This window comes from Rhodococcus sp. UNC23MFCrub1.1 (assembly GCF_000686025.1).
In the GTDB taxonomy this organism is placed as follows: Bacteria; Actinomycetota; Actinomycetes; order Mycobacteriales; family Mycobacteriaceae; genus Rhodococcoides.
On the sequence record NZ_JMLQ01000003.1, the window covers coordinates 1 to 22,355 of the forward strand.

At 68.3% G+C, this 22,355-nt stretch carries 19 protein-coding genes and 1 pseudogene; 19 read left to right on the top strand and 1 reads right to left on the bottom strand.

Annotated features, from left to right (window positions below; all coding sequences use genetic code 11):
• The 15 genes and pseudogenes from BR07_RS23820 to BR07_RS0107995 form a co-directional block, all read left to right on the top strand.
• On the top strand, positions 1-552 hold a 552-nt coding region (locus BR07_RS23820; RefSeq protein WP_037185264.1), incomplete at its 5' end, for a biotin/lipoyl-containing protein.
• A 13-nt stretch (positions 553-565) separates the two neighbouring features.
• The gene (gene rsmD, locus BR07_RS23825; RefSeq protein ID WP_037185266.1) at positions 566-1,153 is read left to right on the top strand and encodes a 16S rRNA (guanine(966)-N(2))-methyltransferase RsmD; all 588 of its coding nucleotides are present in this window, start codon (positions 566-568) and stop codon (positions 1,151-1,153) included.
• Positions 1,154-1,167: 14 nt separating this feature from the next.
• Positions 1,168-1,650 carry a pantetheine-phosphate adenylyltransferase gene (gene coaD / locus BR07_RS0107935; RefSeq protein WP_027504973.1) on the top strand — a complete coding sequence of 161 codons (483 nt, stop codon included), beginning with the start codon at positions 1,168-1,170 and terminating at the stop codon, positions 1,648-1,650.
• Positions 1,651-1,787: 137 nt separating this feature from the next.
• On the top strand, positions 1,788-2,561 hold the full coding sequence (locus BR07_RS0107940) for a DivIVA domain-containing protein (protein WP_027504974.1): 774 nt from the start codon (positions 1,788-1,790) through the stop codon (positions 2,559-2,561).
• A 195-nt stretch (positions 2,562-2,756) separates the two neighbouring features.
• Entirely contained in the window at positions 2,757-3,245 is a 489-nt protein-coding gene (locus BR07_RS0107945; RefSeq protein WP_081821208.1) for a YceD family protein, read from the top strand.
• An 81-nt stretch (positions 3,246-3,326) separates the two neighbouring features.
• Positions 3,327-3,509 (top strand): 50S ribosomal protein L32, encoded by a 183-nt coding sequence (gene rpmF / locus BR07_RS0107950; RefSeq protein ID WP_027504976.1) that lies wholly within the window; start codon positions 3,327-3,329, stop codon positions 3,507-3,509.
• Between the two features lie 2 nt (positions 3,510-3,511).
• The gene (gene rnc / locus BR07_RS0107955; RefSeq protein ID WP_027504977.1) at positions 3,512-4,294 is read left to right on the top strand and encodes a ribonuclease III; all 783 of its coding nucleotides are present in this window, start codon (positions 3,512-3,514) and stop codon (positions 4,292-4,294) included.
• A complete protein-coding gene (gene mutM, locus BR07_RS0107960; RefSeq protein ID WP_027504978.1) occupies positions 4,287-5,171 on the top strand; it encodes a bifunctional DNA-formamidopyrimidine glycosylase/DNA-(apurinic or apyrimidinic site) lyase in 885 nt (294 codons plus the stop codon). The genes rnc and mutM overlap by 8 nt, the downstream gene beginning before the upstream one ends.
• A 244-nt stretch (positions 5,172-5,415) precedes the next feature.
• On the top strand, positions 5,416-5,514 hold the full coding sequence (gene kdpF, locus BR07_RS0107965; protein ID WP_027504979.1) for a K(+)-transporting ATPase subunit F: 99 nt from the start codon (positions 5,416-5,418) through the stop codon (positions 5,512-5,514).
• 243 nt (positions 5,515-5,757) lie between these two features.
• Positions 5,758-7,326: pseudogene (gene kdpA, locus BR07_RS0107970) on the top strand (potassium-transporting ATPase subunit KdpA); the annotation flags it as partial.
• Positions 7,323-9,413, top strand: coding sequence for a potassium-transporting ATPase subunit KdpB (gene kdpB / locus BR07_RS0107975; RefSeq protein WP_027504981.1), 2,091 nt, complete (start codon positions 7,323-7,325; stop codon positions 9,411-9,413). The pseudogene kdpA and the gene kdpB, both read left to right, overlap by 4 nt.
• 2 nt (positions 9,414-9,415) lie before the next feature.
• On the top strand, positions 9,416-10,060 hold the full coding sequence (locus BR07_RS0107980) for a potassium-transporting ATPase subunit C (RefSeq protein ID WP_027504982.1): 645 nt from the start codon (positions 9,416-9,418) through the stop codon (positions 10,058-10,060).
• A gap of 13 nt (positions 10,061-10,073) precedes the next feature.
• Complete coding sequence (locus BR07_RS0107985) at positions 10,074-12,569, top strand: sensor histidine kinase (protein WP_027504983.1); 2,496 nt, start codon at positions 10,074-10,076, stop codon at positions 12,567-12,569.
• The gene (locus BR07_RS0107990) at positions 12,566-13,297 is read left to right on the top strand and encodes a response regulator (protein ID WP_027504984.1); all 732 of its coding nucleotides are present in this window, start codon (positions 12,566-12,568) and stop codon (positions 13,295-13,297) included. The genes BR07_RS0107985 and BR07_RS0107990 overlap by 4 nt, the downstream gene beginning before the upstream one ends.
• Positions 13,298-13,342: 45 nt before the next feature.
• Positions 13,343-15,718 (top strand): lysylphosphatidylglycerol synthase transmembrane domain-containing protein, encoded by a 2,376-nt coding sequence (locus BR07_RS0107995; RefSeq protein WP_027504985.1) that lies wholly within the window; start codon positions 13,343-13,345, stop codon positions 15,716-15,718.
• Between the two features lie 9 nt (positions 15,719-15,727).
• On the opposite strand, the gene BR07_RS0108000 is transcribed toward BR07_RS0107995, so the two are convergent.
• Positions 15,728-17,233 (bottom strand): PucR family transcriptional regulator, encoded by a 1,506-nt coding sequence (locus tag BR07_RS0108000; RefSeq protein ID WP_027504986.1) that lies wholly within the window; start codon positions 17,231-17,233, stop codon positions 15,728-15,730.
• Between the two features lie 94 nt (positions 17,234-17,327).
• Here BR07_RS0108000 and BR07_RS0108005 point away from each other — a divergent pair, with 94 nt between their 5' ends.
• Genes BR07_RS0108005 through BR07_RS0108020 form a run of 4 tightly spaced genes read left to right on the top strand, consistent with a single transcriptional unit; the run spans position 17,328 to position 22,355 of the window.
• Positions 17,328-18,194, top strand: coding sequence for an FAD binding domain-containing protein (locus tag BR07_RS0108005; protein ID WP_027504987.1), 867 nt, complete (start codon positions 17,328-17,330; stop codon positions 18,192-18,194).
• A gap of 2 nt (positions 18,195-18,196) precedes the next feature.
• Positions 18,197-18,670, top strand: a complete 474-nt coding sequence (locus BR07_RS0108010) for a (2Fe-2S)-binding protein (RefSeq protein WP_027504988.1) — start codon at positions 18,197-18,199, stop codon at positions 18,668-18,670.
• Positions 18,667-20,022, top strand: coding sequence for an 8-oxoguanine deaminase (locus BR07_RS0108015; RefSeq protein WP_027504989.1), 1,356 nt, complete (start codon positions 18,667-18,669; stop codon positions 20,020-20,022). The genes BR07_RS0108010 and BR07_RS0108015 overlap by 4 nt, the downstream gene beginning before the upstream one ends.
• On the top strand, positions 20,019-22,355 hold the full coding sequence (locus BR07_RS0108020; protein ID WP_231476261.1) for a xanthine dehydrogenase family protein molybdopterin-binding subunit: 2,337 nt from the start codon (positions 20,019-20,021) through the stop codon (positions 22,353-22,355). The genes BR07_RS0108015 and BR07_RS0108020 overlap by 4 nt, the downstream gene beginning before the upstream one ends.

The window sequence follows — 22,355 nt, forward strand, 5'->3', positions numbered from 1 at the left end:
GAGCGGCGTGATCGTCTCAATCATCTGTTGTTCCCGGGGCCGGCGAAGGAGTTGGCGGAGCATCGGGAGAAGTACGGGGACACCTCGGGGTTGTCGGCGAATCAGTTCTTCTACGGGTTGCGTCAGGGCGACGAGCATCGGGTGCGCCTGGAGAAGGGTGTGGATCTGCTGATCGGGTTGGAGGCGATCTCGGAGCCGGACGAGGCGGGGATGCGGACGGTGATGTGCATCCTCAACGGACAGTTGCGGCCGGTGTCGGTGCGGGACAGGTCGATCTCGGCGGATGCGCCGACGACGGAGAAGGCGGATCGGGACGATCCGTCGCATCTGGCGGCGCCGTTCGCGGGTGTGGTGACGTTGACCGCGGAGGTGGGGCAGTCGGTGTCGGCGGGGGAGACGGTGGCGACGATCGAGGCGATGAAGATGGAAGCAGCGGTCACCGCGCCGCGGGCGGGCACCGTGACCCGTCTGGCTCTGTCCGGTGTCGCGCAGGTCGAGGGCGGGGACCTGATCTGCGTCATCGCCGTCGGCGACACCACCGACCGCTCCTGACAGGGTTCTCGCAGTGACCAGGATCGTGGCCGGGACGGCCGGCGGGCGTTCGCTCGTCGTGCCGTCCCGCGGCACCAGACCCACCGCGGACCGGGTCCGAGAGGCGCTCTTCAGTGCGCTCGAGAGCCGGATGTACCTCGACGGTGCGTCGGTGCTGGACCTGTACGCGGGGTCTGGCGCTCTCGGTCTCGAAGCGCTCTCGCGCGGAGCCGAGCACGTCCTCCTCGTCGAGAACGACGCGCGCGCGGCGGCCGTGGTCGCCCGGAACATCGAATCCGTGGGACTGCCGGGAGCGCAGGTGCGTACCGCGCCCGTCGCGGCCGTCGTCGGCGGGACACCGGAGCGCCGCTACGACCTCGTGCTCGCCGATCCTCCGTACTCCGTGTCGGACGGCGCCGTGTCCTCGGTGTTGGACCGACTCGTCGAGGGCGAGTGGCTCGCCGAGGACGCCCTCGTGGTCGTCGAGCGGTCCTCGCGCTCGCCCGCAACGGTGTGGCCCGCCGGGCTCGTCGAACTGAAGGCCAAGCGCTACGGCGAGGCTCGCATCGACATGGCCCGGTTCGAGGTCGCGCAGATCGAGCACCCCGCACAGGGAAGCTGATACGTTCACCCACCATGAGCCGCGCCCTGGTCCCGGGATCCTTCGATCCGATCCACAACGGTCATCTCGACGTGATCTCGCGCGTCGCAACGCAATTCGACGAGGTCATCGTCACGGTGGTGGTGAACCCCAACAAGAGTGGACTCTTCACCGTCGACGAACGGGTCGAGATGCTGGCGCAGGCCACCACTCATCTGCAGGGTGTGCGCGTCGCGACGTGGCAGGGGTTGCTCGTCGACTTCGCGTCGGAGTCCGGGGCCACCGCCATCGTGAAGGGTCTGCGCAACGCCGCCGACTTCGACTACGAGGTGCAGATGGCGCAGATGAACCGGCGACTCACCGGCGTGGACACGGTGTTCCTCGGAACCGACCCGGTGCACAGCAGCCTGTCGAGCTCGCTCATCAAGGAGATCGCGCGACTGGGCGGAGACGTCACGACGATGGTTCCGGCCGCCGTGCACGACCGACTGCTGGCCCGGCTCGCCGAGCGCTCCTGACCGGGCCGGACGGCGACACACCGGGGGACAATCGTGCGGACCGGTGCGCGTACCGGGCACACTGACACCGGAGATCGCGCCCGACGGGTGTGGTCGCCGAACTCAGAGACTGTCGATCGAAGTGAGGGCCGAGCACGGTGTACCGGGTATTCGAGGCGCTCGACGAGCTCGTCGCGATCGTCGAGGAGGCGCGCGGCGTCCCGATGACCGCGGGATGCGTCGTCCCGCGTGGTGATGTGCTGGAGCTGCTGGACGACGTCCGAGACGCCATTCCGGGTGAGCTCGACGACGCGCAGGACGTGCTGGACCACCGCGACAAGCTGGTGTCGGACGCACGGACCGGTGCCGAGAAGACGATCTCGTCGGCCGACGCGGAAGCCACCAGCACGGTGGAGAACGCGCGGGACGAGGCCGATCGACTCCTGGCCGACGCGAAGGCCCACGCCGACCGGATGGTCGCCGAGGCCACCGCGCACGCCGAGAGCCTCGTCGCCGACGCCACCGCGCGCGCCGACGCCACCATCGCGGACGCGGAGCACGAGTACGAGACGCTGACCGAGCGCGGCCGCGTCGAGTCCGCTCGCTCGATCGACGCCGGCAAGGCGGCCTACGAGCGTTCCGTCGCCGAGGGTCTCGCCGAACAGGAGCGCCTGGTCTCGCAGACCGAGGTGGTGCAGTCCGCGCACGCGGAGTCCGCTCGGGTCATCGACGCGGCGCACGCCGAGTCGGATCGTCTGCGTACCGAGTGCGACCTTTACGTCGACACGAAGTTCGCGGAGTTCGAGGAGATTCTCTCCGGCACGTTGCGGTCCGTCGGTCGGGGACGGCAGCAGCTCCGCACCGGCAGTGGCGTTCCGAGTTACGACACCGATTTCGCCGACTCGCGTGGTGAGGGCCGCTCGCGCTACTGACCGCCACGCAGATCCCTCCTCGCAGGGTGGGCTGGTGTGATTTGGCGCTGACCTGACGCTCCCGTATCGTGGAGTGGTTGCCCGCACCGCCCGTGAAAGGATCGTTCGTTGTCTCCCGCTGCTCGTCGCCACTCCGCCGAACCCGTCTCGGGGCTGGTGGTGGACACCCGTCGTCTGGGTCGCCGCGCAGGGTCGATGATGCCGGTCGCTCGCACCGTTCCCTCCCCGTCGCGCATCGGTCTGGACCTGATCGCGATCCAGGAGGGGGCCGACATCGATCTCGATCTCCGGTTCGAGTCCGTGTCCGAGGGTGTGCTCGTCAGCGGCACGGTCGACGCCGACACCGTCGGTGAGTGCTCGCGGTGCCTCGAGCCGTTCACGTCACACGTGCAGCTCCACCTCACGGAGCTGTACGCGTACCCGAACAGCGTCACCGAGGCCACCACGGACGAGGACGATCTCTACCGGGTCGAGGACGACGCGATCGATCTCGAACCACTGATCGTGGACGTGGCGGGGCTCACCCTGCCGCTGCGACCCCTGTGCACCGAGGACTGCCAGGGACTGTGCCCGGAGTGCGGCATCCGCCTGTCGATTGCGGAACCGGGTCATGCGCATGAGACAATTGATCCTCGCTGGGCCGGTCTCGCGGCGAAGCTGCAGACCGACACCGACCAGACCTAGTCGGCCGGCGCACCCTGCGCCTGCACGACCCGTGCTTCACCAGCACGACATTGCACCGAACGAGTACGAGGAGAAGTAGAAGTGGCTGTTCCGAAGCGCAAGATGTCGCGGTCCAACACCCGATCGCGACGCAGCCAGTGGAAGACCACTGCACCCACCCTCATCACCTGCCCCAACCGCGGGTGCGGCGAGAAGACCCTGCCCCACACGGTGTGCCCGAACTGCGGCACCTACAAGGGTCGCCAGGTCACCGCGGCAGTCTGACGGTGACCTCACAGTCGCCAGCGACAGACCGGAGCGGCGAGGACGATCATGCATCGCTTCTCGCCGCTCTTGGCGTGTCTCTGGACCACGACCTGCTTGTCCACGCTCTCACCCACCGCTCGTACGCGTACGAGAACGGTGGGCTGCCCACGAACGAACGCCTCGAGTTCCTCGGAGATTCCGTTCTGGGTCTGAGCATCACCGAGCAGCTGTACAGCGCCCACCCCGACAAGTCGGAGGGCGAGCTGGCCAAGATCCGCGCGAGCGTGGTCAACATGCACGCGCTCGCCGAGGTGGCTCGCCAACTGGGTGACGGCGGACTCGGTGCGCACCTGCTTCTGGGCAAGGGCGAGGAGATGACCGGTGGGCGCGACAAGCCGTCGATCCTCGCGGACGGCATGGAATCGCTTCTCGGCGCCATCCACGTCGAGCACGGCATCGACGTCGCACGCGAGGTGGTGCTGCGTCTGTTCGACGCGTTGCTCGAGCGTGGACCGCGTCTCGGTGCCGGCCTCGACTGGAAGACCAGCCTGCAGGAGCTCACGGCCGAGAAGGGTCTCGGTGTTCCCGCGTACGAGATCACCGCGACGGGACCGGACCACGACAAGGAGTTCACGGCCACCGTGCTCGTCGGCGGATCGCCGCACGGGCAGGGCGTGGGTCGCTCGAAGAAGGAAGCCGAGCAGCGCGCCGCCAGCGCGGCCTGGAACGCCCTCAGTGAATCGGCCTCCGCAGCGCTGATCGCCGGCCCGACCCCGGAGATGTCGTCCGACCGGAATGCCTGAACTTCCCGAGGTCGAGGTGGTGCGACGCGGACTCGCGTCGCACGTCGTGGGGGAGACCCTCGTCGACATCGAGGTCCTTCATCCGCGTGCCGCTCGACGGCATCTCGAGGGAAGTCTCGATCTCCAGTCGCGACTGGCCGGCACCACCGTCGTGTCCGCCGAGCGCCGTGGCAAGTACCTCTGGCTCGTGGTCGCCGCGAACGACGACGCGACCGGGCCGCTCGAGTCGATCGTGGTGCACCTGGGCATGAGCGGGCAGATGCTCGTCCAGCCCGCGGACGCACCCGACGAGAAGCATCTCCGCATCCGCGCCCGACTGGGCAGCGGCAAGGATCTGCGATTCGTCGATCAGCGGACGTTCGGCGGGTGGGCCGTCGCCGACCTCGTGGAGGTCGACGGCTCCCGGGTCCCGGTTCCCGTGGCGCACATCGCCCGCGACCCACTCGACCCCCAGTTCGACGCGGAGTCCGTGGTGACGGCGATGCGGGGGAAGCACACCGAGATCAAGCGCGCGCTCCTCGATCAGACCGTCGTGTCGGGCGTGGGCAACATCTACGCCGACGAGTCGTTGTGGCGCAGCAAGATCCACGGCAATCGACTCACCGATTCACTGACTCGCCCGGCGCTGCGCAGGTTGCTGAACAACGCGCACGCTGTCATGGGGGAGGCACTGGCGCAGGGCGGCACCTCGTTCGACGCGCTTTACGTCAACGTGAACGGTCAGTCGGGGTACTTCGACCGGTCACTGGCCGCATACGGCCAGGAGGGACTCCCGTGCCCTCGCTGCGGCGCTCCCATCCGCCGCGAGAAGTTCATGAATCGGTCGTCCTTCAGCTGTCCGAAGTGTCAGCCGGCGCCGAGGGTTCGGCGGGGGTAGGGCGACTCCCGGCACGTCGGTCGTAAAGATCTCATAAAAACGCCTGCTCGCAGCGTCAACAGAGTGTCAGTGAGGCCGAGATGGGCGCGTAGGGGGTGGACGCTGGCGTAGCTGCCGAGCAACCGCCGGCAGTTCGTCGCCGTTTCACGAGGATTGCATCCATGGCTGACCTGGCCTATCTACTCACCGCCGCAGCAGGTTTCGCTGTGCTGGTATTCACCGTTCTTCGACTCGGGCGATCCGCATGACCGCCGCCGGAATCGAGAGCGTGATCTTGATCGTGGTGTCCGCGGCACTTGCGGTGTACCTGCTGATCGCGTTGCTCGACCCCGAAAGGTTCTGAGCCGTGACCCCCGCACTTGCGGCCGGCGTGCAGATCGCGGCCGTCGTGATCGTGCTCGCTGCCGCCTACGTTCCACTCGGCGACCACATGGCGCGCGTGTTCACCACCCCGCGAGATGCACGTGCTCGTGACGAAGTGGTCAGCTCTGCCGCGAACCAGGCAGAGGGATCGACGATCACCACGACCACTGCTCTCGACCCTCCGCAGCCGACGAGCAGGTCGGTATCGGCAACAGCGGACTGGCGGGTGGAATCCCTGCTGTATCGCGTGTGCCGGATCGACCCCCGCTCGGAACAGACGTGGGTCGGCTACGCCTTGTCGCTGCTGGGCTTCTCTGCGGCCGGCGTCTTCTTCCTCTATGCCCTCCAACGCGTTCAAGGTGTTCTGCCGCTGAACAATTCGCTGCCCGGTGTCAGCCCGTCGGTTGCGTTCAACACCGCCATCTCCTTCGTGACCAACACCAACTGGCAGTCGTATTCACCCGAGACAACGATGAGCAACCTCACGCAACCGCTCGGCCTCGCAGTGCAGAATTTCGTCTCTGCCGCAGTGGGATTGGCCGTGGCGGTTGCAGTGATCCGCGGGTTCGTTCGTGTGCGCAGTGGAGGCGAACTCGGAAACTTCTGGGTCGATCTCACACGCGGCGTACTTCGGATCCTGCTGCCGTTGTCGTTCGTCGTGGCGCTGATCCTGCTGACGCAGGGCGTGGTCATGTCGTTCCACAGCAGCTTCGCGTCGACGGGTCTGGACGGTAGCTCGATCACGAATGCTCTCGCTCCCGTCGCCTCTCAGGAAGCGATCAAAGAGCTCGGCACCAACGGCGGCGGAATCCTGGCAGCCAACTCGGCGCACCCGTTCGAGAACCCGACGCCGTTGTCCAACATCGTCGAGATCATCGCCCTGCTGTTGATCCCGGTCGCATTGACGCGCACCTTCGGAACCCTCGTCGGAGAACGCAAGCAGGGTCTGTCGATCCTCGCCGTCATGGCGTTGCTGTGGGCCGGCATTCTCGCCGTGACGCTCGCTGCGGAATCCGGTACTCGTGGCGTCGCTGCGCAGGCCGCCGGCGCCATGATGGAGGGCAAGGAACAACGATTCGGCATTCCCGGCTCGGCCCTGTTCGCAGTCAGCACCACCGGAACATCGACCGGTGCAGTCAATTCCGCGCACGACGCCATGTCCCCGCTCGGCGGTGGAGTCGTCATCCTGAACATGCTCTTCGGCGAGGTCGCACCCGGCGGAGTCGGGACCGGCCTCTACGGAATGCTGGTGCTGGCCGTCATCGCCGTGTTCGTGGGTGGGCTTCTGGTCGGACGCACGCCCGAATACCTCGGGAAGAAGCTCGGCAGACGCGAGATCACGATGGCAGCGCTGTCGGTACTGGTCATGCCGGCGCTCGTTCTGATCGGGACCGGTGTCACGGTGATCCTCGGTTCCACCAGCGGAGCGCTCGGCAACAGCGGCGACCCTGGAACTCCGGGTTCGATCCACGGGTTCAGTGAGGTGCTCTATGCCTACGCCTCCGCGTCGAACAACAACGGAAGTGCGTTCGGCGGACTGACCGTGACCGACGACTGGTTCCAGACCTCCCTCGGCATTGCGATGTTGCTCGGCCGATTTCTTCCGATCGTGTTCGTTCTGGCTCTCGCCGGCTCACTCGTGACCAAGCGTCGAAGTCCGGCCGGACCCGGCACGCTCCCCACCACGGGACTGCTGTTCGCCGGTCTTCTCACCGGCACGATCGTCCTCGTCGCTGCGCTCACATTCTTCCCGGCGCTCGCGCTGGGCCCCTTCGCGGAGGCTTTGCAATGACCCTCGTCAACGACCATCCCACTCTGTCGGAGGCGACACCCGACAACGGCGCGCCGGCTCCCGTCAAGTCCGGCTACTTCAGCCCCAAGCAGCTGTGGACCTCGTTACCCACCGCATTCCGCAAGCTCGATCCGCGTCACCAGGCCCGCAACCCGGTCATGTTCGTCGTTCTGGTCGGCTCGGTCATCACCACTGTCATGGCGATCGCCGACCCGTCGGTGTTTTCCTGGCTCGTCACCGGGTGGCTCTGGTTCACCGTGGTGTTCGCGAACCTCGCCGAGTCCGTTGCCGAGGGTCGCGGCAAGGCCCAGGCGGCCAGTCTGCGCAACGTCAAACGGGACACGCTTGCCAATCGTCGGCTGCCCGACGGGTCCGTCGAGAGCGTGCCCGGCACCGAACTGAAGGTCGGTGACGAGGTGGTCGTCACCGCAGGGGAAGTCATTCCTGGTGACGGTGACGTGGTCGACGGCATCGCATCGGTGGACGAATCCGCCATCACGGGTGAATCCGCACCGGTGGTGCGTGAATCGGGCGGTGACCGAAGCGCCGTCACCGGCGGCACCACCGTGCTGTCGGACCGGATCGTCGTGAAGATCACCGCCGCACAGGGTGAGACGTTCGTCGACCGGATGATCGCGCTCGTCGAGGGTGCGTCGCGACAGAAGACTCCGAACGAGATCGCTCTCAACATCCTGCTCGCGTCCCTGACCATCGTGTTCTTGCTTGCCGTCGTGGCCATCGGTCCCATGAGCATCTACGCGGGGTCGGCGCAGGATCCGGTCAAGCTCATCGCACTTCTCGTCTGCCTGATCCCGACGACCATCGGCGCACTCCTGTCCGCCATCGGCATCGCCGGCATGGACCGACTGGTGCAGCGCAACGTTCTCGCCATGTCGGGCCGCGCGGTCGAGGCCGCCGGTGACATCGACACCCTGCTGATGGACAAGACCGGCACGATCACCTTCGGAAATCGCAGAGCCACGGCACTGCATCCGGCACCAGGGGTCGAGGTTCGGGAACTCGCCGATGCGGCTCGCCTGTCTTCGCTCGCTGACGGAACACCCGAGGGACGCAGCATCGTCGAACTCGTCGCACGCGACTTCGGCGGGGAAGCAGATCCCGCAGCAGGGGGTGAGTTCGTTCCGTTCACCGCTCAGACCCGCATGAGTGGGCTGGACGTCGACGGTCGGCAGATCCGAAAGGGCGCCTCCGACAGCGTGTTCGCCTGGGTCCTTGAACGCAGTGGCGACGCCACCGACACTGCGGTACGTGATTCGGTCGAGTCGGTGTCCGAAGCGGGCGGTACTCCGCTCGTCGTTGCGGTCGCCGAATCCGGTTCGAGCGCCCGAGTTCTCGGAGTCGTCGAGTTGTCCGATGTGGTCAAGCCTCACATCGCCGAACGATTCGAACGGTTGCGCGCCATGGGCATTCGGACCGTGATGGTGACCGGTGACAACCCCCTCACCGCTCGGGCCATCGCTGCGGAAGCCGGGGTCGACGATTTCCTCGCCGAAGCGACACCGGAAGACAAACTCGCATTGATCCGCCGTGAACAGAACGGTGGTCGGCTGGTCGCAATGACGGGGGATGGCACCAACGACGCTCCCGCGCTGGCTCAGGCCGACGTAGGCGTGGCAATGAACACCGGCACGTCCGCAGCGAAGGAGGCGGGCAACATGGTGGATCTCGATTCCGATCCCACCAAATTGATCGAGGTGGTCGAGGTCGGAAAGCAACTCCTCATCACCCGCGGAGCGCTCACCACGTTCTCGTTGGCGAACGACCTCGCCAAGTACTTCGCGATCCTGCCGGCAATGTTCTCCACGGTGTATCCCCAGCTCGACACGCTGAACATCATGCGGCTGGCAACTCCACAATCAGCGATCGTCTCGGCCGTGGTGTTCAACGCACTGGTCATCGTGGCGCTGATTCCCCTTGCGCTGAAAGGTGTTCGGTACACGCCGTCCACCGCGTCGACACTGCTCGGCCGCAACCTCGCCGTCTATGGCGTCGGAGGCGTGATCTCGCCCTTCGTCGGCATCTGGCTGATCGACCTCGTGGTCCGACTTATTCCTGGAATGGGCTAGCAATGCGTATTACTTCGGTGTTCTTCAAACAGGTCGTCGCCGGGTTCACGGTCCTGTTGGCGTTGACGGTACTTCTCGGCATCGGGTACCCGGCTGCGGTGTGGGCGGTCAGCCGGATCGGGTCCGATTCGGCGGAAGGCTCACCCATCCGCGATGCCTCGGGATGTGTTGTCGGCAGCTCGCTCATCGGCGTCGACACCACTGTCGCAGACGGACAACCCGATCCGTATTTCCACACGCGCGTCACGGGGTCGGTCGCCGATGACGACGCCTTTGCCGCGGGCGACCCCTCCGCCGCTCTCCCTCTGAACCAGGGTCCGAGCAGTGACACTCTCGCGTCGTTCATCGAGCAACGTCGCGCTGCGATCGCCGAGCGTGAGAACGTCGATCCGGCGGCGGTGCCCGTCGACGCGGTGACGGGTTCGGGTTCGGGTATCGACCCGGACATCAGCCCGGCGTATGCAGAGCTTCAGGTCGCCCGCGTGGCGGCAGCAACAGGGAAATCACAGGACGAGGTGCGCACGCTGGTCGCGGAGAACACCGACGGTCGGCAGCTCGGTTTCCTCGGACAATCGGTGGTGAACGTCGCCACGCTGAACGTCGACCTGGGACTGACTGCACCCGACTGCTCGACCACGGGTGGATGATGAGCAGGTGAGCATGCACGCCGACGCCGCAGACGAACGCACGACTCCGGGGGGCAGGGGAGAACTGCGTATCTATCTCGGCGCGGCGCCGGGCGTGGGAAAGACGTTCGCGATGCTCGGCGAGGCGCACCGTCGCCAGTCCCGCGGGTGTGACGTCGTCGCCGGTGTCGTCGAGACTCATGGACGCACTCGAACGGCAGAGATGCTGGACGGCATCGCGGTACTGGCGCCGAAAATGGTCGAGTATCGCGGAGCCTCGGTGCCCGAACTCGACGTCGACGGCGTCGTGGCCAGAATGCCGGAATTGGTGCTCGTCGACGAACTGGCCCACACGAACACTCCGGGCAGTCGTAACGCCAAGCGCTGGCAGGACGTCGAGGAGTTTCTGGCCGCCGGGATCGACGTGGTGTCGACTCTGAACGTGCAGCACCTCGAGAGTCTCAACGACGTGGTCCAGCGCATTACCGGTGTGGTGCAACGGGAGACGGTTCCCGACGCCATCGTGCGGGCCGCAGCCCAGGTCGAGCTGGTCGACATCACCCCGGAAGCGTTGCGGCGCAGGCTGTCACACGGGAACGTCTACGCGCCCGAGAAGGTCGACGCAGCGCTCAGCAACTTCTTCCGACGGGGTAATCTCACTGCGCTGCGGGAGCTGGCACTGCTGTGGCTGGCCGATCAGGTCGACGCGGCGCTGGCCCGCTACCGTGCGGACAACGCCATCAAGGACACGTGGGAAGCACGAGAACGTCTCGTTGTCGCGGTGACCGGCGGTCCCGAATCCGAGACGCTGCTGCGCCGGGCGAGCCGAATCGCCGCCAAGTCCAGCGCGGAACTGATGGTGCTGCATGTGGTCCGAGGCGACGGACTCTCCGGTGTCTCCGCCTCGCACATGGGCAAGGTCCGTACCCTGGCCACCGCGCTCGGTGCCTCCGTGCACAGCGTCGTCGGCGACGATGTTCCGGCGACGCTTCTTGAGTTCGCGCGGGGCGTCAACGCGACACAGCTGGTGCTCGGGACGTCACGTCGCTCGCGGTGGGCCCGCATCTTCGACGAGGGCATCGGATCGTCGGTGGTGCAGCATTCCGGCAAGATCGACGTGCACATGGTCACTCACGAGGAGGCGCGCCGCGGAATCAGACGCACTGCCGCGCCGGCGTTGCGACGCCCGTTGGCGTGGGCCGCGTCGGTCGTGGTTCCTGCACTTGCGGCCGCGATCATCTCGCTGTTCGACGATTCCCTCGAACTCGGCGGTGAGAGCGCCCTGTTCTTCGTGGTGGTGCTGGCGGTGTCCCTGCTCGGCGGTGTCGCTCCGGCCGCGCTGTCGGCACTGTTCTCGGCTCTGCTGTTGAACTACTTCTTCACCGATCCGCGCTACAGCTTCACCATCGCCGAACCGGACAACTTCGTGACGACGGTGGTGCTGCTCGTCGTCGCCGTGGCGGTGGCCGTGCTCGTCGACGCGGCCGCCCGGCGGGCACGGGACGCCCGCAGCGCGTCGCAACAGGCGGAACTGCTGGCGCTGTTCGCCGGATCGGTGCTGCGGGGAGCCGACCTGCCCGCTCTGCTCGAGCGGGTGCGCGAGACGTACGGGCAGCGCGCCGTGGCGGTGCTGCGCTCGGGGCACGGCGTCGTCAGTGCAGTGGGGGAGAACCCGCCCACGAGCGTGGACGCCGCCGACACCGCGGTGGAGGTGGGCGACGAGGAGTACGCCCTCGTCCTCGCGGGGCACCGCACCCGAGCGACCGACCGGCGTGTCCTCACGGCGGTCGCCAATCAGGCGGTCGGCTTGATCCGCCAGAGCGAACTGGCCGCGGAGGCGAGCACCGCCGCGGCCGCCGTCGAGTCGGACACACTGCGGCGGGCACTGCTGTCCGCCGTGGGACACGACCTGAGGACGCCGCTGGCCGCGGTCAAGGCCGCCGCCTCGAGTCTGCGCAGCGAGGACGTCACCTTCTCGCCCGAGGACACCGCGGAGTTGCTGGCGACGGTCGAGGAGTCGGCGGATCAGCTCACCGCGCTGGTGGAGAACCTGCTCGACTCCTCGCGCCTGGCCGCCGGCGTGGTGCGGCCGGTGTCGGCGCGTGTGTTCCTCGACGAGGTCGTGCACCGCGCCTCGGCCTCCGTCGGTCCGGCGCGGTCCCGCCTGCAGGTGGAGGTGGGAGATCTGTCGGTGCTGGCGGACGAGGGTCTGCTGGAGCGGGTGGTGGCGAATCTGATCGACAACGCGGTGCGGTACGCACCCCACGGCGAGATCCGCGTGTCCGCTCGTGTGGACGACGACCGCGTCCGGCTCGCCGTGGCCGACCACGGGCCCGGTATCGCGGACGGCTCGGAGGAGACGGTCTTCGACGCGTTCCAGCGGCTCGGGGATCGCGACAACACCACCGGCGTCGGCCTCGGACTGTCCGTGGTGCGCGGCTTCGTCGAGGCCATGCACGGCACGGTGTCGACGCAGCGCACCGTCGGCGGCGGGCTGACCGTCACCGTCGACCTGCCGGCGGCGTCGTGACCGAGGACGGGGGAACGACCGAGACGCCGCGGCCGGGACCGCCGCCCACCCGTGTCCTCGTCGTCGACGACGAGCCGCAGTTGCTGCGGGCGCTGCGCATCAATCTCGGGGTGCGGGGCTACGACGTGTCGACGGCGTCGACCGGAGCGGGAGCTCTGCGCGCCGCCGCCGAGAGGCATCCGGACGTGATCGTCCTCGACCTGGGTCTGCCGGATCTCGACGGCCTGGAGGTGCTCGCCGGACTTCGCGGGTGGACCACCGTGCCCGTGATCGTGCTGTCCGCCCGTTCGGATTCCGGCGACAAGGTCGACGCGCTGGACGCGGGTGCGGACGACTACGTGACCAAGCCGTTCGGCATGGACGAGTTCCTCGCCCGGCTGCGCGTCGCGGTTCGGCGCGCCGCGCGCACGGCGGACGGCGACGGCGAGGCGGTCGTCGTGACCGACTCGTTCACCGTGGATCTGGCCGCGAGATCGGTGACGCGCGACGGGCAGCCGGTCCACCTCACCCCCACCGAGTGGGGCATGCTCGAGATGCTGGTGCGGCACCGCGGCAAGCTGGTCGGACAGCGAGAACTGCTGCGCGAGGTGTGGGGTCCGGCGTACGAGACCGAGACCCACTATCTCCGGGTGTATCTCGGTCAGCTGCGGCGCAAACTCGAGCCCGATCCGGCGCATCCACGCCACCTGCTGACCGAGGCCGGCATGGGGTATCGCTTCCGAACCTGATGCGCCTCACCGCCGGCGGCCCACCGCTCCGATAGGTTGGCCGGTGTGCTGGTCGACGGAAGAGACATCCCGGTCACCGGGAGCGTCCTGCAACCGTTGACCCGGCGAACGAGCGACATCCTGCGGGTCGTGACCGCGGCGATCGTCCTGGGGGCGATCGTCGTCGGTTCGTTGGTGACCCGCAACGAGTGGACAGCGCTGGAGCGCTCGATCTCCGACATCGTCGGCGTGCTCACCCCGAGCCAGTCCAATGCCGTCTATCTCGTGTACGGCGTCGCCATCCTGGCTCTCCCGTTCACCGTGCTCGCCGGACTGGTGGCGGCACGCCGCTGGCGGCTGCTCGCGGGTTACGTCGCCGCGGCCGTGGTGGCCGCACTGGCGTTGTCGGTCAGTGGCAGCGGGATCTCCGCGCCGAAGTGGCACATCGACGAATCGACGCGCCTGGACACCCTGCTCTCGCAGATCCTCGACGATCCGCGCTGGATCGCCATCGTCGCGGCCGTGCTCACCGTCTCCGGCCCTGGGCTGCCGATCCGCTGGAAGCGGACGTGGTGGGTGCTGCTCCTGGCTTTCGTCCCGATCCATCTGCTCATCAGCACCGTCGTCCCCGCGCGCTCGCTGCTGGGTCTCGCCGTGGGGTGGCTCGCCGGATCGCTCGTGATCTGGGTGGTGGGCACCCCGGCACTCGAGGTGCCGCTCGCCGAGGCCGTCCGTGCCCTGAAGCGCCGGGGAGTCGACATCGCCGGGTTCGTCGTCCTGCGCCCGGCGGGTTCGGGTCCCCTGGTGCTCTCGGGACGGATCGGGCCGGTGGGCCACGACGTCGTCGTCGAGCTGTTCGGTCCCAATCAGCGCAGCCGCGGCGCCCTGCGTCTGCTGCGCCGACTGGTGACTCTGCGGTCGTCGGAGAGCCCGCCCCTGCACGCCTCACAGCGCCGCGCGGTGGAGCATCGCGCGTTGATGGGCATCGCGCTGAACGACCTGGGCGTGGCGGCCTGTGTCCCGACGGCGGTGTCGGCCCTCGAGCGTGGCTGGGTCCTGTACGCCCACAGCGTTCCCCGCGGTCGGCGCGTGGACCCCGAGCGTCCGGAGGATGCGCACGCACTGTGGCGGACTCTGGGAGTGCTGCGCTCCCGGCAGATCTCGCACGGAGACCTCCGGGTCGACGACATCCGGATCGACGAGGACGGCACCGCGTTGCTCGGTGGCTTCGACACCGCGGAACTCGGCGCGTCGCAGGCCCAGTTGCACTCGGACGCCGCGCAGCTGATGCTGACCACCGCATCGCTGTACGGGCCCGACGTCGCCGTCGACGCCGCGATCGACAGGCTCGGCCCGGCGGACGTTCTCACCGCCTCACGCCGGCTGACGCCGTCCGCCATCCCGACCCGCGTGCGCCGGGCGGTGCACGACGCCAAGGGGGTGCTCACGGCGACGCGGGACACGGTGCTGGCCCGGACCGGGACCTCGGCGATCGCCACCGAGCAGGTGACGCGGTTCTCGCGTAACCAGGTCGTGCAGTTGGTCCTGCTCATCGCGCTGGTCTACGTCGCGTATCCGTTCATCAGTCAGGTCCCGACCTTCGCCTCCGAGCTGGCCTCGATCAACTGGTGGTGGGCACTGCTCGGTCTCGCGATCTCCGCCGCGACCTATTTCGGAGCGGCCGCGGCGCTGTGGGCGTGCGCCTCGGGCGCCGTGGGTTTCCTGAACACGACGATCATGCAGGTGGCCAACACGTTCGCGGCGACGACGACTCCGGCGGGTGTCGGCGGACTGGCGCTGAGCGTCCGCTTCCTGCAGAAGGGCGGTTTGACGCTCACGCGCTCGACCGCCGCGGTAGCTCTGCAGCAACTGGTGCAGGTGATCTCGCACGTGACGCTGCTCGTGGTGTTCAGCGTCGCGGCGGGCCAGTCCGCCGACCTGTCCCGCTTCGTCCCGAGCGCCACGATCCTGTACCTCATCGCCGGTGTCGCGTTCGGCGCCCTCGGCGCCTTCCTGTTCGTGCCCACCCTGCGGCGCTTCCTGCGCACCGCGGTGCGGCCTCAGCTCGCGGAGGTCTACTCGGACCTCTCGGAGCTCGTGCGGCATCCGGCACGCTTCACCGTCATCGTGCTGGGCTGCGCCGCAACCACTCTCGGTGCTGCCTTCGCGCTGTGGGTGAGCATCGAGGCGTTCGGCGGGGGAACCACCTTCATCACGGTCACCATCGTCACGATGATCGGTGGGACGCTCGCCTCCGCAGCCCCGACGCCGGGTGGCATCGGCGCCGTGGAAGCCGCTCTCATCGGCGGTCTGGCGGCGTTCGGGTTGCCCGCCACCATCGCGGTGCCGTCCGTTCTGCTCTATCGCGTGCTCACGTGCTGGATCCCGGTGTTCCTCGGCTGGCCGATCATGCGATGGTTGGCGCGCAAGGACATGATCTGATCCCGGCCGTCACGACATCCGCAGTGCCAGATAGAAGTTCACGCGGTCCTCGAGTCCGGAGAGATCCCGACCGGTGAGTTCCTCGATACGCTGGATGCGGTAGCGCACCGAGTTGACGTGCAGGTGCAGCCGGGTCGAGCACGCCGTCCACGATCCGTTGCAGTCGAGGAAGGCTCGCAGAGTCGGGACGAGATCGCTCTGATGGCGGTCGTCGTACTCCACGACCGGATCCAGCAGACGCGAGCGGAACAGCCGTCTCATCTCGTCCGGCACGCTCGCCAGGAGCAGCACCAGGTCCGCCAGTTCGTCGTGCCCCACGATGCGGACCCCGTCGCTGCGGCCGGCCGCGAGCCGGCGGGCGTACCTGGCTTCGTCGACGGCGCCGCGGAGTTCGCCCGCCGTCACCGCGCCGCTGACGCCGAGCGAGACGTCGCTTCCGGCAAGTCCGGGACCGAGGCGATCCATCCCCGACCGCACTCGCGGCGTCAGGTCGTCGTCGGTGGGAACGATCGCGACCACCTCACCGTCCGTCACACCGATCGCGCCGCCGCTCGGGAGCAACTCGCGCAGGACCACCCGGAGTTCGCCGGGGCGGAGGGGGCCACTCGCGACGGCCGCGGCGACCACCGCGTACCAAGCGTCGGTGTCGAGGCCGACCACCGTCATCTGGGCGAGGGTGTCCGCGACCGATCCGCCCGCGGTGATCACGCGGATCAGCTGGTGCGCCGAGCGTCCGGACGACCCGAGGCGGTCGTCGGTGCGCTCACGTTCGAGCGCGACGATCGACGCCACGTCCTCGGCGAGTGCGAGCCGCTCGGGAGTCCAACTGCGCCAGTCGCTGCGGAAGGCCACCATCGCGTCGGCGACGCGCGACGTCCGGTCACCGTCGACGGCGAGGAGGGACAGGCCGTGGGACACCACGGGAAGTGCTCGCGCCGTGAGGAAGTCGTGCGCCAGATCGTCGGGACGGATGTCGTCGGGAAGCGGATGGGACGAGGCCACGACGCGCCCGCCGGGGGTGAGCACCCAGCACTCCAGTCCGAGGTCCTCGGACACCAGGTCGAGAAGTGGCCCGATGCCGTCCCCGGCGCCGGCGCCCGACACCAGGCGGCGGTGCCGGTCGAGGACCGACCGGAGATCGGTCGCGCGCTCGCGCGAGAGCGAGCGCACCACGCTCTCCGTGATCGTCGCGAAGGCCACGGCGGCGGACACCCGGAACAGGGGCAGCCCGTGTCGGCGGCACGACTCGACGAGATCGGCGGGCACCACGCCGTCGTACGAGGCCGCCAGTGCGGCGACGCCGGCACCGGTGATCGCACGGACGAAGACGTCCGAATCCTCGGGTCTCGTGTGCCACATCAGTCCGGTGAGGACCAGTTCTCCGCCCTCGAGATACCGACCGGGATCGAGCATGTCGGTCGTCACGACCCATCGGATGACCGTGTCTCGTCCGTCGTCGGACACGAGGGGGTCGAGTCCGAGATGGGGCATGTCGAGTAGGTCGTGCACCTTCATTCGGAGGAACCTACAGTGATTCGCGTGTGATGCGGGTCATAGTCTGTCGTTCCTGCGTCTCGTCCGCCGGACGGTGGGCGGGTGTACTTCTCCCATGGACTTTCTTCGGCCACAGACCTGGGCGGACGCACTCGCCGCCGCAGCCGATCGACCCGATGTCGTCCCCGTGCAGGGGGGTACCGACGTCATGGTCGAGATGAACTTCGATCTGCACAGACCGACGGCGCTGCTCGACCTGAACCCGATCACGGAGCTCACCACCTGGGAGGAAAATCCAGACGGGTCGCTCCGCGTCGGTGCCGGCATGCCGTACGTGCGGATCATCGCCGAACTGGGCGATCGGCTGCCGGGAATCGCGCAGGCCGCGCGCACGGTCGGATCGCCCCAGATCCGCAACAGGGGGACGGTCGGCGGCAATCTCGGGGGCGCATCCCCCGCCGGCGATCTGCACGCGCCGCTGCTCGCCTGCGGCGCGATCGTCGAGGCCGAGTCGGCCGCTCGGGGCACACGCATGATTCCGGCCGAGGAGTTCTACGTCGGCGTCAAGCGTCACTGCCTCGAATCGGACGAGTTGATCCGCGCGTTCCACGTGCCGCCGGCCACCGGGCCGCAGTACTTCTCGAAGGTCGGCACGCGCAACGCCATGGTCATCGCGGTGTGTTCGTTCTCGCTCGCCCTGTTCCCGGCCGAGCGACGTGTCGGGACGGGTATCGGTTCGGCCGCCCCGACGCCGCGGCGGGCCACCGCCGCCGAGGAGTTCCTCGCTGCCGAACTGGACTGGGACGGCCCGCTCGACGACGCCGTCGCCCGCCGGTTCGGCGACCTGGTCCGTGAGGCGGCGAGCCCGATCGACGACGTACGCGGTACCGCCGATTATCGGCGACATGCGCTGGCGGTCATGGCGAGACGCACTCTCGCCTGGTCGTGGCGCGACCACAGGAACAACGGAGAGGCGGCGTGAGCATGAGAGTGAACTGCACGGTGAACGGCACCGACCAGAGCGCGGACGACGTGTGGGAGGGCGAGAGTCTTCTCTACGTGTTGCGCGAGCGCATGGGCCTGCCCGGATCGAAGAACGCGTGCGAGCAGGGGGAGTGCGGTTCCTGCACCGTCTATCTCGACGACGTGCCGGTGTGCTCGTGCCTGGTGGCGGCCGGCCAGGTCGAAGGTCGACGCGTGCGCACCGTGGAGGGACTCTCCGACGGGGAGGCGCTGGGTCCGATCCAGAAGGCCTTCGTGGAGTGCGGCGCCGTCCAGTGCGGCTTCTGCACACCCGGGCTGGTGGTCCAGGCGCACGACCTCGTCGAGCGGGTGCCCGATCCGTCCGATGCGGAGATCCGCGAGGCCCTCGCCGGAAACCTCTGCCGCTGCACCGGTTACGAGAAGATTCTCGACGCCGTCCGACTCGCCGCCTCACGAAGGGCCGATTCCCGATGAGTGTTCGCATCGTCACCAACGCCTACATCGCACCCGTGGTCGGTGCCGAGATCCCGCACGGGTACATCGTCGTCGACGGGCCGCTCGTGACCGCGATCGGCGCGGGTCCCGCGCCGATCGTTCCCGGCGCCGAGATCATCGACGCGCGTGGCGGACTGGTCACGCCCGGTCTGGTCAATGCCCATCACCACCTGTACCAGTGGGCGTCGCAGGGACTGGCGAAGGACAGCACCCTCTTCGAGTGGCTCGTGACCCTCTACCGGCCCTGGGCGAAGATGGACGCCGAGGTGGTCGGCGGGGCCGCGCTGGCGGGGCTCGGCTGGCTCGCGAAGTCCGGGTGCACCACCAGCACCGATCACCACTACATCTTCCCGAAGGGACGGGGCGATCTGTTCGCCGCCGAGATCGACGCGGCGGCGCGGATCGGAGTGCGCTTCCACCCCTGCCGCGGGTCGATGGACCGGGGCGTGTCGGACGGCGGGCTCCCGCCCGACGAGGTCGTGGAGAAGCTCGACGACATCCTGACCGCCACCGCGGACGCGATCGACACGCACCACGACGCGTCGTTCGGGTCGATGCTGCGCATTGCCGTGGCGCCGTGCTCCCCGTTCTCGATCAGCAAGGATCTGCTCGTCGAATCGGCGAGCCTCGCCCGATCGAAAGATGTTCGGCTGCACACACATCTGTCCGAGACGGTGGACGAGGAAGAGCATTGCCTCGCGCAGATGGGCTGCACCCCCGTGCAGTACATGGAACAGGTGGGGTGGCTCGGTGACGACGTGTGGTTCGCCCACGCCGTCCACCTGCACGACTCCGACATCACCTCGCTCGCGGCAACGGGTACCGGCGTCGCGCACTGCCCCAGTTCGAACGCGCGACTCGGCGCGGGAATCGCCCGTGTCGCCGATCTGCTGCACGCCGGCGCGCCGGTCGGTCTCGGCGTGGACGGATCGGCGTCCGCCGAGATGGTCTCGCTCGCCGGGGAGATCCGTCAGGCCGTGTACATGCAGCGGGCACGCTACGGGCCGACCGCGCTGAGTGCCCGCCAGGCTCTCGAAGCAGCGACACTCGGTGGCGCCACGGTCCTCGGCCGGCAGGACGAGATCGGGTCACTCGAGGTGGGCAAGCTCGCCGACCTCGCGATCTGGCGTACCGACGGCTTCTTCGCCGCGATAGACGATCCCGTCGTCGCGCTCGCGTACGGGCAGACGCCGCCACTGGGCCACCTCATGGTCGGCGGTCGGACGATCGTGGAGGACGACACGCTGATCAGCGTGTCGCAGGACGAGGCGGCGGCGGCGGGAGCGAACGCACATCGTCGTCTCATGGCTCTCGCGAAGGACGTCCTGTGAGCGCCCCCGGACGGACGCGCCCCGGCGCCTTCCCCGCACCCGTGGTCGCACCGGGCCTCGGACGCGTGGGAGACAGTCCGCTCCGCCCCGACGGGACCCTGAAGGTCAAGGGAGAGTTCGCGTACTCGTCCGATCTGTTCATCGACGGCATGCTGCACGGCGCCACCCTGCGGAGTCCGCATCCCCGCGCGCGCATCGTGTCCGTGGACATCTCGGCGGCGCTCGCCCTCCCCGGCGTGGAGGCCGTGCTCACCCACGAGGACGTGCCGGGACGCCCGTGTTTCGGCCTCGACGGCACATGGGACCAGCCTGTCCTCGCCTTCGGCGAGGTGCGTCACGAAGGCGAGCCGATCGTGCTCGTCGCGGCGGATCACCCCGAGACCGCGCGCCGGGCGATGGAACGGATCGAGGTGGTCTACGAGGTGCTCGAGCCACTGTGCGACGCCCGCCGTGCCGCACTGGATCCGACCTACCCGAAGGTGCAGGAGCGCGGCGGAATCGCACGACACCAACCGGTGCGCGTCGGCGACGTGGCCTCTGCGCGCGTGCGGTCCGACGTGATCGTCAGCAGCGACTTCTCGGTCGGCATCCAGGACCAGGCCTTCCTCGGACCCGAATCGGGTCTCGCGGTTCCCGGCGACGACGGCGGGGTGGACCTGTACGTCGCGACGCAATGGATGCACAACGACCTCGAACAGATCGGGCCGTGCCTCGGACTGCCGAAGGAGAAGATCAGGATGACGCTCTCCGGCGTCGGGGGAGCGTTCGGCGGGCGCGAGGACCTGTCCATGCAGATCCACGCGGCCATGCTCGCGATGTACACGGGCAAGCCGGTCCGGATGGTCTACAACCGCTACGAGTCGTTCTTCGGGCATGTGCACCGGCACCCGGCGCAGATGCACTACGAGTACGGCGCCACGAGCGACGGCCGGCTGTTGTTCGCGGACGTCGAGATCATCCTCGACGGCGGCGCCTACACGTCGGCCACGCTGAACGTCGTCGGCAACGCTGCGTCGCTGGGCGTGGGACCGTACGTGATCCCGAACATCGAGATAGACGCGTACGGCGTCTACACGAACAACCCGCCGTGCGGCGCGATGCGCGGATTCGGCGCGGTGCAGGCATGTTTCGCGTACGAGTCGATGATGGACCAGCTCGCCGAGGCGTGCGGTCTGAGCCCGGTCGAGGTCCGCCGCGTCAATGCCGTCGCTCAGGGTTCGCTCCTCGCCACCGGTCAGGTGATCGAGGCTCCCGCGCCCCTCGCCGAGATGCTCCTCCGGGCCGAGGCGATGCCCATGCCCGCGCCACTGGACACCTCCGACATCCGCAATCTTCCCGGAGGCGCGTCGCAGACCACGCACGGTGAGGGCGTCGTGCGGGGAGTCGGCTACGGCGTGGGACTCAAGAACATCTGCTTCTCCGAGAACTACGACGACTACTCGACGGCGCGGGTCCGACTCGAGGTCATCGGCGGCGAGGTCACCGCTCTGGTGCACACGGCCGCCGCCGAGGTGGGCCAGGGCCTGGTGACACTCGAGGCGCAGATCGCCCGCACCGAGCTGGGGGTGTCGCGCGTGACGATCCACCCGGCCGACACCACCGTCGGGAACTCGGGCTCGTCGTCCGCGTCCCGCCAGTCCTACATGACCGGCGGCGCGGTGAAGGCCGCGTGCGAGGCGGTCCGGGAGGCCGTGTTCGTCCTCGCCGGACTGCATCTCGGTCGCGCCGCGACGGACCTGACTCTGGACGGCGGCAAGGTCGTCTCACGCACCGACGGCGTCCTGGCCACGATCGAGGACGTTCTCGGCGACCGAGTGGTCGAGCAGACCCGCGAGTTCCACCACCGTCCCACCACCGGCATGGATCCGGTGACCGGGCAGGGTGCGAGCCACACCCAGCTCGCGCTGTGCGTGCACCGCGCGGTGGTCGACGTCGACGTCGAGCTCGGTCTGGTGAAGGTGGTCGAGATGGCCGCCGTCCAGGACGTCGGCAAGATCCTCAACCGGCTCTCCCTCGAGGGGCAGATCCACGGCGGATCGGCTCAGGGACTGGGCCTCGCCCTGATGGAGGAGATCGTCGTCGTGGACGGGCTGGTGAAGAACCCGTCGTTCACCGACTACCTCATCCCCACCATCCTCGACATGCCGCCGATGAAGCTCGACATCCTGGAGAACCCGGACCCGCTGGCGCCGTACGGCCTTCGCGGCGCCGGCGAGCCTCCGACCCTGTCCTCCACCCCCGCAGTCGTCGCTGCCGTTCGCGACGCCACCGGTCTCGCCCTCACACGAGTACCGATACGACCCGAACACATCACGGACCCGGGAAGGCCCTGA